Here is a 12,925-nt window from a genome sequence, read left to right as displayed (position 1 = left end):
ACCGGCCCACACCGCGCGGATGCCGAGATGCCGAAGCACGTACCGGCGCATACCTTCCACTTGGCTCATGTTCGCGCTTCGGGAGGTGCTGATGCGGAAGGCAGGCCGCACCCTGCGGGCCCGTACCGCGCCCGCAGGCCTGCTCGCCGCCGCGCTCCTCCTCGCGACGACGGCGGCGACGACAACAGCAACGACAGCCAAGGCGGCTGCGACAGCGACCCCGTCCTACGCCGGCTCACCGCCGAGCCGTTCGCCGTCCGCCGGATCCCGGTCGCCGTCCACCGGTCCGAACCCGGTCTACCGGTACGGCTACTCGCTGGGCTTCCACCTCTTCACCAGCCCGCACGACGTCACCGAGCAGCTCACCGGCAACTTCTGGCTGTTCCCGGTGAGCGGTGACTGCCCGGCCGTGATCCACCCGGCGGACGAATGCGACCTGCTGGGCGGAAACCCGGTCCGGGTGGAGGCGATCGGGTACGACAGCCTGCAGATCGCGACGCTTCCCGGCCACGACCTGGGCGACGGCATGCACATCCGGTTCACGTTCGCCCGGCGTCTCGGGCTGCACTGCCTGGTGGTCAGCGCCTGGCAGGACGGGCCCACCCCGTGCAGCGAGAGTGCGTGGTGCAGCGCGGCAAGCCGTACGGGTGCCCGGGTCCTGTGGCGCGTCCTCGCCGAGACGCTGAAGATCTCCGCCTACGCCGCCTGACCCGGCCCGCAGGGCAGGAAAACGCGCTGCCTCAGGCGTGGAAGCCGTTGCACACGACGGGGGTGTAGCCCTCCGGCCCGCCGTCGACGCGGTAGATCACCACCGTCCAGTCTCCGCGGTCGTCGCCGACCGGAATCGCGCCGAGGGTCTTCGTTCCGAAGTGGGCCCGGAAGGCGTCGGGGTACTTGAGCCTGAGGGCCCCGCCGGAGGACCAGTGGGAGTAGATGTCGACCGGCCTGCTGGTGAAACCGGTGCCCTTGGCCCCGGACCGGAGCGGCCGCCCGGTGGCGCGGTCGGTCTCGTGCGGGGGCCGCACGCCCACCGAGACGTAGTAGGGCGCCGGTCTCTCTCCCTTCCCGGCGTCCTCGAACCGCATCGACACCGAGGCGGTGTCGGAGCCGGTGGTGTGCGACACGGTGGAGGTCAGACCGGACGGCGGAAAGGACTCGGGGACCTCGTCCGTATCGCAGCCGCCGCTGCCCGGAGCGGCCTGGTCCGGGTCGTCGGACAGGGTCCAGCGGTCCTGCGAGACCCGGTCGCTCGCTATGTGGTCCGGTGGGCTCTTCGGCTTCTCCGCGGCTGCCGAACGGCTCGCGGCCGGCCGCTCCGACGCGGTGGCACCGGGCCCGGCCACGGCGCCGGCGCCCCCGCCGTCCGTCTCCGGGAGCAGCCAGACCGTCACCGGCACCGCGATCGCCACCGCGCACACGGCGGCCCAGATCCTCCCCCGCCGCGGGCGCCGGCCCAGGGCCCCGGCCGTCGAGGATCCCGCCACCGGCTGATCGACGGGGCCGGGCTCCGCCCGCCGGGTCGGGGCGGCGGTCCCCCGGGCCGGCACCGTGTCCGTCTCCGGCGCCGCGTGCGCACCGGACGCCGTGGGCTCCGTGGTCGCGTCCCCCGTGGCCCCGATGTCCCCCGGTGCGACGGCAGCTCCGGCGGCGCGGACCAGCGCGCCGTAGTGGGCGTCCGACGCCGGCGGCGGGTCCACCCCGCACAGCGCGATCACGACGGCGGGCGCCGGCCGCTCCGCGGGGTCCTTCTCGACGCACATCCGGATCAGTGCGGCCAGGTCCGGCCGCACCCCCGCCAGGTCGATCTCCTCGTGCACGGTCCGGTAACTCACCGAGGCGGCGTCGCCGGTGCCGAACGGGGGCCGGCCCGTCGCCGTGTACGCGGCCGTCGCACCCAGCGCGAAGACGTCCGCCGCCAGGCCCGCCTCGTTGCGCAGCAGCACCTCGGGGGCCGTGTATCCGGGTGTCCCCGATGCCATCCCCTCCGGGGTGTGGACCGACTGTTCGATGCCCCGTGCGATCCCGAAGTCGATCAGCTGGGGTCCCTGCGGCGAGAGGATGACGTTGTGCGGCTTCAGGTCCCGGTGTGTGACCGCACGTGGACCGCGGCCAGTCCCTCGGCGAGTGCGGCCAGCAGCCGCAGGGCGCTGTCCGCCGGGAAGGGGCCTCCCGAGCGGACGGCGGCGCGCAGCGTGGGCCCCGGTACGTACTCCGTGGCCAGCCAGTAGGGGGACGCGTCGAGGGAGGCCTCGATCAGCTGGGCGGTGTACACGCTGCGTACGGTCTCGACGGTCGCGGCCTCGCGCCGGAACCGGGCCAGTGCCTCGGGGTGATCGCTGATCTCGTCGCGGATGACCTTGACGGCGACCAGCCGTCCGCCGGGTGACCGGCCGAGGTACACCTGCCCCATACCGCCCGCGCCGAGACGGCCGAGCAGCTGGTAGGTGCCTATGCGGGCGGGGTCCTGGGGCCTCAGTGCGTCCACGGCCCGACTGTGCCACATCCGCACACGCCGGACCACAACTCCCGCCCGCACGACCGGGATCCGCGCGCGGGGCGGCGGGCCCGTCGGTTTCCGTGCCGTGACGCGGACCGGGCGGCGGCCGTTCGCGCCGCCGCCCGGTCCGTCACGTTCACTGCGGGTCTGTGGCCTCGAACCAGGTGGGTCCGTCGTTGAGCGACTGCTTGATGCGCAGGAGCGCGAACTCGTCCAGCGGCGGCAGCGCGTCGACGCCGAACCAGCCCACCTCCAGCGACTCGTCGTCATTGACGCGGGCCTCGCCGCCGGTGGCCCGGCAGCGGAAGGTGATGTCCAGGAACTGGCACCGGTCGCCGTTGTCGTACTGGATGGCGGGCAGCGCCTGGGTCAGTACGACGCGCTCCGCGACGCAGCGCACGGCCGTCTCCTCGTGCACCTCGCGCTCCGCCGTCGCCGCCGGCTGCTCCCCCGGCTCCGAGATGCCTCCGATGATCGACCACTTTCCGGTGTCCGCACGCCGTCCGAGCAGCACTCTGCCCTCGTCGTCGAATACGACGGCGCTGACGCCGGGCAGCAGGAGCAACTGTTGACCCGCCGTGGCGCGGATCTCTCGGATGAAGTCAGGAATTGCCATGAGATGAGCCTACGTCGCGTGCGGAGCAGTTCAGAGGGCGCGGCGCTTCCGGACCGCCCGCGTGCCGACCCAGCCGAGGCCGATGACCGCGAGCAGCGAGAGCACCCCTTCGGGCAGCGGTCCCATCCTGGTCGCGGGGGTCAGCGAGGACCGCAGGGGCACCTCTTCCACCAGTGCGTCCGGGGTGAACATCTTCGTCTTGCGGACGACGGTGCCGTCCGGGCGGATGACCGCGCTGACGCCGCTGGTGACCGGGACGACGACGGACCGGCTGTGCTCCACCGCGCGCACCCGGGACATCGCGAGCTGCTGGTAGGTCATCTCGCTGCGGCCGAAGGTGGCGTTGTTGCTGGGCACCGCGATCATCTGGGCACCGTGCTCGACCGTGTCGCGCACGGCGTCGTCGAACGCGGCCTCGTAGCAGGTGACGAGCCCGACGTAGGAGCCGGAGAGGTCGAAGACGCCGACCTTCTTGCCCGGTCCGAAGTCGCGCTGCACCCGGTCCACGTCCGAGCTGAAGAGGCGCACGAAGGAACGCATCGGCATGTACTCGCCGAACGGCTGGATGTGGCGCTTGTCGTACGTGGCCACCGGGCCCTTGTCCGGGTCCCACTGGATGAGGGTGTTGCGCAGGTTGCCGGTGTCGGGCTCGACGACCGCGCCGACGACGGTCGGCACCCCGATCGCCCTCACCGCGTCGTCGATCACGATCTTCGCGTCGGCGTTGCGGTAGGGGTCGAGGTCGGAGGAGTTCTCCGGCCACAGGACGAAGTCGGGCTGCGGCACCTTGCCCGCCTTCACGTCCCGGGCCAGCTGCTCCGTGCGGTTCGCGTGGTTGTCCAGGACGGCGCGGCGCTGGGAGTTGAAGTCGAGGCCGAGCCGGGGCACGTTGCCCTGGATCGCGGCGACGGTGGCGGTGCCGTCCTCGGCAGAGTCGTCCACCAGCGGCAGCGACGCGAGCGCTGCGGCGACCGGGACGAGGACGGCCGCGGCGGTCACCGCGGCGGCCAGCCGGGGCAGTTCACCGGTGGCGCGGCGGGCCCGGAAGCGGCGGACCGCCTCGAAGAGCCCGAAGCCGCACAGCACGACGGCGAAGGAGAGGAGCGGTGTTCCGCCGAGCGCGGCGAGCGGCAGGAAGACACTGTCGGCCTGGCCGAAGGCGATCCTGCCCCAGGGGAAGCCGCCGAACGGCACCCTGGCTCGTGCCGCCTCGTCCAGGGCCCAGACCGCGGCCGCCCAGAACGGCCAGCCTGCGAGCCGGGACACTGCGGAGATGCCGATGCAGCCCAGCGCGATGAACAGTGCCTCTGCGGCTGCCAGGGCCAGCCACGGCACCGGGCCGACCTCTTCCCCGGTCCAGTGCAGCAACGGCAGCATGAAGCCCAGCCCGGCGAGCAGACCGAGGCCGAACGCGGCGCGGGGCCTGCGCTCGAACAGCACCCAGCCCAGCAGGGCGAACCCGGGCAGAACCAGCCACCACAGGGGCCGGGGCGGGAAGCTCGCGTACAGCATCAGCCCGGAGAGCACGGCTGCGCAGGGACGGAGGAGTCGAGGCAGCAGGCGCCTGGCTCGATGGACGGAATCGGGCTGCCGCGGGTCGCCGACCGGGGCGATGGTGGTGCTCACCAGGCGGAGTCTACGGTGGCCCGCTGTGCGTCCGGGAGCCCTGTCCCGATGGCGGAATCCTGACCCCCGGATCGTTTCTCCGCATGTTCCGCACATATCCCTGCCGGGTGCCCGCCGGGGCCGTTGATCTGTGCGGCAGCCCCCGCCGACCGGCCGGATCCGGCCGTCGCGCACGGGACCGTCACAGGCCGGGGGCGCCGTCCTGAGGCCTTCCGCGGCGTCGTCGTACCGCGTCGTCCGACCCCGGGCCGTCGCGGTGTCTCAGGCTCCGGCCGGGGCGCCGGTGGCCGGCAGGTGCAGCCGGTCGCGGATGAACCGGACGCCCGCCTCCGCGTCGTCCACCGTCACGGTGAAGGTCCTGCCGTCACCGAGCCGGAGCACCAGGCCCTCGCCGCGTCGTACGACCACGGCGGTGCCCTGCTCGGGGCGCCAGCGGTAGCCCCAGCCGCCCCACTGGCGCGGGGTGACCCGGGGGGCGAACTCGGCGCCCACCACATGGGTAAGCAGGATTCGGCGGCGCGGCAGGCCCATGTGGCCGCAGCGCACTTCGAGTGCGTCGCCGTCGACCCGGACGGCCACGTTCACGAAGGCCAGGGTGCCGAAGAGCATCAGCAGACCGGCCGCCATGCAGCCGATCACCGACATCAGCAGCGGTGCGATGCCGGAGGTCCAGGTGGAGCTGACGGCGAGCTGGATGCCGAGCGCCAGGCAGGCGGCGCCCGCCGCGGCCAGCACCCACTGGGTCCGGTTGGTGGCCCGGCCGGTCCAGACCGCCGGGTGGGAGTCGGCTCCGCTGTGCCTCGGTTCTCGGGGGTGGTCCCTCATGCCAAGCAGCGTACTGAAGAAACCGCGCGACGGAACGGGTCGGCGGCTCCGGCCGGGTCGCCGGACGGTCAGCGGGCGGGGGTGGCCACCATGAGCCGACGCCCCTCCGGGTAGGCCAGAGCGGCTGCGGGCAGCTCGGACACCCGGCCGCCGAGGAGCACGACGAGACCGGCGCCCGGTTCGGCCGACGGAGCGGGTTCGGCCCCGATCCGGCGCAGCGCCTGGGCCGCGACGGCTCCGGCGGAGGGGTACAGGTCCACGGCGGGCCGGCCGAACCGGCGCACGGCGTCGCGGATGCGCTCGGCGACCAGCTCGTAGTGGGTGCAGCCCAGCACGACGGCCCGGACATCGGGCGGGGTGAGCGCGGCGGCCGCGGCGATGGCCCGGTCGATGCCCTCCTCGTCCGCGTACTGCACGGCGTCGGCGAGACCGGGGCAGGGGACCTCGGTGACGGCGGCGGCGCCGGCGAAGTCCCTGATGAGTCCTCGCTGGTACGGGCTGCCCGTGGTCGAAGGGGTGGCCCAGATCGCGAACGGTCCGCCCGCGGCCGAGGCCGGCTTGATCGCGGGAACGGTCCCGATGACCGGCAGGCCGGGTTCGAGCTCCGCCCGCAGCGCCTGGAGCGCGCGCACAGAGGCGGTGTTGCAGGCGACGATCAGCGCGTCGGGCCGGTGGGCGGCGGCGGCGCGGGCGACGCCGAGCGCGCGCTCCGTCACGTACTCGGGGGTGCGGGGGCCCCAGGGCATGCTGTCGGGGTCCGAGGAGAGCACCAGATCGGCGTCCGGCCTCAGCCGGCGCACTTCTGCGGCGGCGGCGAGCAGGCCGATTCCGGAGTCCATGAGCGCGATCTTCACCCGGTCACCTTAGTCGACGACCCTTGCGGTCCCGGCTCAGTGGGGCAGACTTCGGCCAATGAGCGCCATTGTCTGGATCGCCGTGGGTTCCCTCGCCGCCTGGGTGTGGCTGCTGCTGGGCCAGGGATTCTTCTGGCGGACGGACCAGCGGCTGCCGGACAGCACGGAGCCCGGCGACTGGCCGTCCGTCGCGATCGTCGTCCCCGCGCGGGACGAGGCCGGCATGCTCCCGATGAGCCTGCCGTCGCTGATGGCGCAGGACTATCCGGGACCGGCCGAGATCTTCCTGGTCGACGACTGCAGCAAGGACGGCACCGGGGATCTGGCCCGCGCGCTGGCCGTGCGGCACGGTGGGCTGCCGGTGACCGTGGTGTCGCCCGGGGAGCCCGCGCCCGGCTGGACGGGAAAGCTCTGGGCGGTGCGGCACGGGATGGCGCTGGCCCGGACCAGGGACCCGGAGTACCTGCTGCTCACGGATGCCGATATCGCGCACGAGCCGGACAGTCTGCGGGAGCTGGTGGCGGCCGCCGGATCGGGCGGGTTCGACCTGGTGTCGCAGATGGCGCGGCTGCGGGTCCAGAGCACCTGGGAGCGGCTCGTCGTCCCGGCCTTCGTGTACTTCTTCTCGCAGCTCTACCCGTTCCGGTGGGTGAACCGGGCGGGTGCGCGCACCGCCGCGGCCGCGGGCGGCTGCGTACTGCTGCGGACCGAGGCCGCCGTGCGGGCGGGGGTGCCGGAGTCGATCCGGCAGGCGGTGATCGACGACGTGTCGCTGGCCCGTGCGGTGCGGGACAGCGGCGGCCGGATCTGGCTGGGGCTCGCGGACCGGGTGGACAGCGTGCGGCCGTACCCCTGCCTGGCCGACCTGTGGCGGATGATCTCCCGGAGCGCGTACGCCCAGCTGCGGCACAGTCCGCTGCTGCTGCTCGGCACGGTGCTGGGGCTCGCGCTCGTCTACCTCGCGCCGCCCGTGACGCTCGTGGCCGGGCTGCTGGCCCCCAATTCCCTGGCGGCCTGGACGGGGGGCGTCGCCTGGGTCGTGATGGCGGGTACGTACATGCCGATGCTGGGGTACTACCGGCAGTCCCTGTGGCTGGCGCCGCTGCTGCCGTTCACCGCGCTGCTGTACCTGCTGATGACGGTCGACTCGGCCGTCCAGCACTACCGGGGCCGGGGTGCGGCCTGGAAGGGGCGTACGTACGCGCGTCCCGAGGCCGCACCGGACCGGTGAACCGGCGGGCCGGGGCTCACTTGCGGCCGGGGGTCCAGTTCATGCCCCAGCCGTAGGCCTGGTCGATGGTGCGCTGCGGGCTCACGCCGCGCTGCGGCACCAGGTAGCGGGCCTCCCGCTGCACGGTGAGATCGCCCCCGTCGTTGCTGATGAGCGCGAGTGCGCAGACCGTGGACGGGACGGTGCACTCGTCGAGCGAGAAGTCGATCGCGGCACCGTGCTGGGGCTGAAGGGTCACCGTCGCGTGCAGGTCGGCGAAGCTCCGGGCCCCTTCGTAGACGGTGACGAAGATCAGGATCCGGCGGATCCTGGACTTCTGGTCGAGGTTGATGGTCAGGTTCTCACCGGAGGCGACAGCACCCGTCCGGTCGTCGCCGTCGAGGTGGATGTAGGGCGCCTGCCGGAGGGATCCGAAGGCGTTTCCGAGCGCCTGCACCACGCCCTTGCGCCCGTCGGTCAGCTCGTAGAGGGCACAGAGGTCGAGATCGAGGTCCGCGTGGTTCGCGACGGCCCGGCCCAGCTTGCTCCCCCACCCCTTGAACTGCTTGCGCACCTCCCAGTTGAGGTTGACGCGCATGGATCCCGAGGTGCCGCCCTGCTTGGCGAGCGAGACCGACGGCGCTTCCTTGGTGAGCGTCACCTTGGTGAGCCGGACGGGCTGGGTGACCGGAGGCGCCGGAGGAGCGGGCGGGACCGGGGGCGCGATCGGGGCGGCGGCAGCCGGCTGGGCATAGGGCGGCTGCTGGGGCGACAGGTGCGGCGGCGGCACGGAATCGACCCGTGTTGCCGGATTCGGCTGCCGGTGCTGCGGCGGTGTTGGCGACTGAGGGGCCTTCTGCGGCTCGTCGACGGAGATCCCGAAGTCCGTGGCGAGGCCTTCGAGCCCGCTCCCGTATCCCTGGCCCACGGCCCGGAACTTCCAGGCGCCCTGGCGCCGGTAGAGCTCGCCGAGGATGAACGCGGTCTCGACGGTGGCGTCGGCGCTGTCGAACCGGGCCAGTTCCGAGCCGCTCGCCGTGTCCGTGATCCGCACGTACAGCCCGGTCACCCGGCCGAATGTGCCGCCGTCCGCGGAGGCGGCCAGCACGATGCGCTCCACGGCGGGCTCCACCCGTGCCAGATCGACGGCCAGGCTGTCGGTGGCCGCACCGCCGGCGGTCCGCTTGCCCTCGTGGCGCACCGCGCCGGACGCGTGGGCCGGCTGGTTGTAGAAGACGAAGTCCGCGTCGCCGCGCACCTTTCCCGATCCGAGGAGAAGGAGAGCGGAGGCGTCCACGTCCGGCGTCCCGGGGGTGGTGTGCCACCCCAGCTCGACGCGCACGGCCTGTGCCGCCACTGAAACATTGGTTCCCTTGAGCATGGTCATGCTCGCCCCCATCGTGAGTCCGGCTGCCGAAACCTTCCCGGTCAACCTAATGGTTTCCGCGGCGGGGCCTCCAGCCTCGGCCGCGTGAGCCGCGTGGCCGGTGAGCGGAAGGTGCGGAGGCGTCCCGGGGGTGTTGTCAGAACTGATCCACTCGTGACGACACCGGTCGCCGGACGGTCAGCCCCACTCCCCGCTCCCGCAGCCTTTTCGGGGCGGTGGCCGGATCCACGCAGTGCGCCGCTTCAGCCCTCCACCGCTGTGGTGGTGAAGCGGTCGCCGCACACCCGGAGGCCGGAGGTCCGCAGGGTGAGCGCCTCCTTGGAGCCGGGCGGGTAGACCCTGAGGTAGTCGGGCTTGCGCCAGCACCCGGAACCCTTGATCCCCTGGTTCAGGGTGTGCAGCGTGACGGCCGCCGTCCCGCCCGCGCCGATCACGGTCTGCTTCCCCGGGGCGCCCTCACGCTCGGCCGGGACGCCGATCACGCTGCCGTCGCGCCTGATCATCGAGACACCCGGAAACCCTTGCAGGGCGCAGGGGTGCCCGGACTTGTTGGTGAACGTGAGGCGGTAGCGGATCTGGCCCGCTCCCGCGTCGCCGGTGCCCAGGCGCATCGCCAGGCCCTTGGTCGTGCACCGTGCGGCTTCCGGCGCCCCGGCGGCCGCTGCCGACGGGGAGGACGACGGGGCGGCTGGCTGACGCGCCGCCGGGGAGGATGCCGGATCTGCGGGTTGACGCGCCGTCGGCGTACTCGCGGTGGCGGAGCCGCTCCCGGCGGGCTGTCCGGCCGAGGCCGCGGTGCCGCCGCAGCCGGCCGTGACGAGCGCGATCGACGCGGCCGCGACCGGGGCGAGAAGCCGGGGCCGGCGCGTACCGGCCCGCCGAGCCGTCGTCTTCTCCCGCGACCGGAGCGACTGCTCGGACGGTGATGGGGTGGTTCGAAGAAGTGAGCTCATATCTCTCGCCTGCTCAATTTCTCGCGGTCTGCACCTACTGGGGGAAACTCTTCCGGTCGCGCAGCCGGGACGGCCGCGTCCCGGGACCGTCACCCGCCCGCACGGCCGCTCTTCACCCGCGCCGCACCGCGCCCCGGGCGTCGAAGGCCGTGTCGTTCCGCGAGCCGAGGTCCAGCCACAGTTCGGTGAACCGGTCGAGCAGCCCGGCCGCCGCGGTCACATCGTCCGTCAGCGGCCGGTCGGCCAGCTCCGCGTCGAGCACCGCGTCCGCCAGCGCGAAGGCCCGGCCGACGGGCAGTTCCGGGTCGAGCCGCATGTCGCGCTGGCGCAACGCCCTTACCGCCGCGACGAGTTCACAGCCCACGACCAGGCGGTACGCCTCGCACGCGCGCAACGTCTGCCGGGCCGCCAGCGAGGCGAAGCTGGCCTGCTCCTCGACCCCGCGCGAGAGCACCGCATGGCCGAGCGAGGCGGGCGCGGAGAAGGCGCGCAGATCTCCGAGCGCCGCCCCGGCCGCGTACTCAAGGATCATCACGCCCGACGCGGCCGGCGCGCCGTCCGCGAGGAACGGCCGCAGCCGGGTGAAGGCCGGTTCGTTCAGCGTGGACAGGCGCGAGGTCGACAGCCGCGCCACCTGCGTCACGGCCAGCCTGAAGTGGTCCAGGGAAAGCGCGAGTTGGGCGATGTAGAAGCCGCCGTGGTGGTAGGCCGCCATATCGTCCGCCGAGATCAGCGGGTTCTCCGCCGCCGCGTTGATCTCGACGGTGAGGACGTCTTCGAGCGCGTCCGCCGCATCGTGCGCGGGTCCGTGGATCTGGGGCACGCAGCGGAAGCCGTACGGGTCCTGGATCCGGCCGAGCGGCGGCGTGGGGCGGTCGGCGGCGCCGAGCAGCAGCCGCATCCGTTCCGCGACCGCGTACGAACCGGCGTGCCGCCGCGCCTCGTGCACGGGCAGCGCGTACGCCTCGTACGAACCGTCGGTCGCCATCAGGGACAGCGCCGCCACCACCTGTGTGGCCGCGATCAGGCCGCGCAGCTCGTGCAGGGCGAGGGCCGACTGGCCGAGGGTGAGCGCGTTGCTGCTGATCAGTGCGAGGGCGTCGTTGTTGTCGAGGGGCTGCGGGTCCGGGGCCGCCCCGGGGCCCTGCCAGGGGTGTTCACCGGCCAGCGCGAGGCCCATCTGCGCGAGGGCGGCGATGTCGCCGGTGCCGACCGAGCCGAATTCGTTGACCTTCGGATGGGCGCCCGTCTCCAGCGCCTCGCAGAGTGCCGTGACGACGGTCGGGCGCAGACCGGCGCCGCCCGCGAGCAGCTGGTTGGCCCGGACGGCGAGCATGGCGCGCACCTGTCGCGCGGGCAGCTCCTCACCGATCGATCCCGCGTGGCTGCGCAGCAGTCGCAGTCCGTGGTCGGCGGCCGCCTCCGTCGGTACGGACTCATTCCGGTTGGCACCCACACCGGTGGAGCGGCCGTAGACGCGCCCCCATGAGGCGATCTCACGGGCGGCGATCCACGAGGTCTCCACACGTTTCATACCATCCGCCCCCAGGACGGGTTTTACGGTGGATTCGGCCATGCGTACGACATCTGCGACCATCAGTCCGCGGCCGTCGAGGATGACAACCGAATCGCTTCCGGCAGTCACCCCGTCCGCGATATGAGACGACATCACGCGCAATTCCTCCTCAACCGGAAGCTCCGTCTTGCCCTACGGCCACTTGTCACCAGGGATTTACCGCTGAACGGCGACTGACTATCGGCAATCTATTCAGATACCAAGAACTCTGCATGATGATATGCAGCCGGCAAGGGACTGCACATGATCCAATTCGACTGAGAGCCGAAGCTCAGAATGAGAGCGTGAACCCCAACCTGGCAGTGCACTTGATAGCGTGACCCTCTAGATGAGAGTGATGAGGTCTCCTTCGGGGGTGTGCGTGTCGCCACGGCGATTAGCGCTGGTCACGGCTCCGCCGGCAGGCGAGGCGTACGAGTCGTGGGTGGACCGGATGGCACGCGTGAACCGGTGTCCGCCGGCCGAGGTCGCGACCATGATGGGGCTTGGCCTGCGGGGGGCTTCCGCGGATGTGCGGCCTCCCTTGTTCGGGGTGCGGTCCGACGAGGTGGTCCGGCGAACGGTGTTCGCGGCGACGGGTGTGCCCGATGAGCGGGTGGACGCGATGCACCTGTCCGTCTTCGAGGGGGGTCCGTTGAGTGTGTCGGCGGTACTCGCGGCGGGACGGGCGCGGCGGCCATCTGCGGGGCAGGAGTGGGCGGCGGTGCATGGAAGCCGGGCGTGTCCGTGCTGTCTGCTCGTATCGGGTGGGGTGTGGCAGCTGTGGTGGAAGCTGTCGTGTGCGGCGGTATGCCCCGAGCACCGGGTGGTGCTGCTGGATCGTTGTCCGTCGTGCGGCTGGGTGCTGCGGTGGGGTGGGGAGCGGCCTCGGGTCGTGCCGGCGCAGTGGGTCAGGCCGCCGACCTGCTGTGCGAACTCCGTTCGAGGGAGGCCGTGCTCGCAGTGGCTGCCCGCGGTTCGTGTGAGCCGGGCGGATAGCGGAACGGTCGAGGCGCAACGGCGGTGGCTGGACGTCGCGTGCGGGCGGGTGCGCCCGGGGCTAGGGGGCGTGGAGGTGGCGGCAGGTGAGTGGTTCGCGGCGTCTCGCGCGTGTGTGATCTTGTTGCGGCTGGGGCTGCCGAGTTGCGGCTGGGGCTGCCGAGGGTTCTGGGGCGTCTGCCGGATGTGCCTGCCTGGTGTGCCCGGGTTCTGCTGGAGGAGCGCGTCGAACGCGGGGCGCATGGTGGCCGGTTCGGGTGGGGTCCGGCGTCGGCCGGGGCGGCGGCAGCGTTTCTCACTGTGGTGATGCCCCTGCTGGCGGCGGAGGACGTGCGGGAGTTGTCACGGCGGCTTGCGCCGCTGGTACGGACGGCGGCGGACGAGGGGTGTCTGGCGGCTCGGC

10 protein-coding genes and 1 pseudogene are annotated in these 12,925 nt (G+C 72.6%); 3 read left to right on the top strand and 8 right to left on the bottom strand.

Annotation, left to right across the window (positions count from 1 at the left end):
• The first annotated feature begins 67 nt into the window (after nucleotides 1-67).
• On the top strand, nucleotides 68-709 hold the full coding sequence (locus RLT59_RS36370; RefSeq protein ID WP_311307329.1) for a hypothetical protein: 642 nt from the start codon (nucleotides 68-70) through the stop codon (nucleotides 707-709).
• Between the two features lie 31 nt (nucleotides 710-740).
• Here RLT59_RS36370 and RLT59_RS36365 read toward each other — a convergent pair.
• The 5 genes and pseudogenes from RLT59_RS36365 to RLT59_RS36345 form a co-directional block, all read right to left on the bottom strand.
• Nucleotides 741-2,410, bottom strand: a pseudogene (locus RLT59_RS36365) (protein kinase).
• Nucleotides 2,411-2,633: 223 nt separating this feature from the next.
• A complete protein-coding gene (locus RLT59_RS36360) occupies nucleotides 2,634-3,113 on the bottom strand; it encodes an NUDIX hydrolase (protein ID WP_311307328.1) in 480 nt (159 codons plus the stop codon).
• A gap of 30 nt (nucleotides 3,114-3,143) precedes the next feature.
• Nucleotides 3,144-4,739: an apolipoprotein N-acyltransferase gene (lnt, locus tag RLT59_RS36355; protein WP_311307327.1), complete on the bottom strand. Its 1,596-nt coding sequence runs from the start codon at nucleotides 4,737-4,739 to the stop codon at nucleotides 3,144-3,146.
• A 261-nt stretch (nucleotides 4,740-5,000) separates the two neighbouring features.
• On the bottom strand, nucleotides 5,001-5,564 hold the full coding sequence (locus tag RLT59_RS36350) for a hypothetical protein (RefSeq protein ID WP_073738060.1): 564 nt from the start codon (nucleotides 5,562-5,564) through the stop codon (nucleotides 5,001-5,003).
• 68 nt (nucleotides 5,565-5,632) lie between these two features.
• Nucleotides 5,633-6,418, bottom strand: coding sequence for a glutamate racemase (locus RLT59_RS36345; protein WP_311307326.1), 786 nt, complete (start codon nucleotides 6,416-6,418; stop codon nucleotides 5,633-5,635).
• 58 nt (nucleotides 6,419-6,476) lie between these two features.
• On the opposite strand from RLT59_RS36345, the gene RLT59_RS36340 reads away from it, so the two are divergent.
• A complete protein-coding gene (locus tag RLT59_RS36340) occupies nucleotides 6,477-7,649 on the top strand; it encodes a glycosyltransferase (protein ID WP_311307325.1) in 1,173 nt (390 codons plus the stop codon).
• Between the two features lie 16 nt (nucleotides 7,650-7,665).
• Here the strand turns inward: RLT59_RS36340 and RLT59_RS36335 are convergent, their stop codons facing one another.
• The 3 genes from RLT59_RS36335 to RLT59_RS36325 form a co-directional block, all read right to left on the bottom strand.
• Nucleotides 7,666-9,027: a TerD family protein gene (locus RLT59_RS36335; protein WP_311307324.1), complete on the bottom strand. Its 1,362-nt coding sequence runs from the start codon at nucleotides 9,025-9,027 to the stop codon at nucleotides 7,666-7,668.
• 230 nt (nucleotides 9,028-9,257) lie between these two features.
• Nucleotides 9,258-9,968, bottom strand: a complete 711-nt coding sequence (locus tag RLT59_RS36330) for a DUF4232 domain-containing protein (RefSeq protein WP_311307323.1) — start codon at nucleotides 9,966-9,968, stop codon at nucleotides 9,258-9,260.
• 112 nt (nucleotides 9,969-10,080) lie between these two features.
• A complete protein-coding gene (locus RLT59_RS36325) occupies nucleotides 10,081-11,637 on the bottom strand; it encodes an aromatic amino acid ammonia-lyase (RefSeq protein ID WP_311307981.1) in 1,557 nt (518 codons plus the stop codon).
• Nucleotides 11,638-11,872: 235 nt separating this feature from the next.
• Between RLT59_RS36325 and RLT59_RS39530 the strand changes: the two genes are divergently transcribed.
• Nucleotides 11,873-12,829 (top strand): TniQ family protein, encoded by a 957-nt coding sequence (locus RLT59_RS39530; protein ID WP_399126706.1) that lies wholly within the window; start codon nucleotides 11,873-11,875, stop codon nucleotides 12,827-12,829.
• Nucleotides 12,830-12,925: the final 96 nt, after the last annotated feature.

Origin of the sequence: Streptomyces sp. ITFR-6 (assembly GCF_031844725.1) — a bacterium.
GTDB lineage: Bacteria > Actinomycetota > Actinomycetes > Streptomycetales > Streptomycetaceae > Streptomyces.
Note: the sequence above shows the minus strand (reverse complement) of the source record. Positions and strands in the feature narration are given on the sequence as shown.

Bases quoted from the DNA above. Each gene is read 5' to 3' on its own strand.
- RLT59_RS36370 (WP_311307329.1), top strand. From the start codon at position 68: ATGTTCGCGCTTCGGGAGGTGCTGATGCGGAAGGCAGGCCGCACCCTG.
- RLT59_RS36360 (WP_311307328.1), bottom strand. From the start codon at position 3,113: ATGGCAATTCCTGACTTCATCCGAGAGATCCGCGCCACGGCGGGTCAA.
- RLT59_RS36350 (WP_073738060.1), bottom strand. From the start codon at position 5,564: ATGAGGGACCACCCCCGAGAACCGAGGCACAGCGGAGCCGACTCCCAC.
- RLT59_RS36340 (WP_311307325.1), top strand. From the start codon at position 6,477: ATGAGCGCCATTGTCTGGATCGCCGTGGGTTCCCTCGCCGCCTGGGTG.
- RLT59_RS36335 (WP_311307324.1), bottom strand. From the start codon at position 9,027: ATGGGGGCGAGCATGACCATGCTCAAGGGAACCAATGTTTCAGTGGCG.
- RLT59_RS36330 (WP_311307323.1), bottom strand. From the start codon at position 9,968: ATGAGCTCACTTCTTCGAACCACCCCATCACCGTCCGAGCAGTCGCTC.
- RLT59_RS36325 (WP_311307981.1), bottom strand. From the start codon at position 11,637: ATGTCGTCTCATATCGCGGACGGGGTGACTGCCGGAAGCGATTCGGTT.
- RLT59_RS39530 (WP_399126706.1), top strand. From the start codon at position 11,873: ATGAGAGTGATGAGGTCTCCTTCGGGGGTGTGCGTGTCGCCACGGCGA.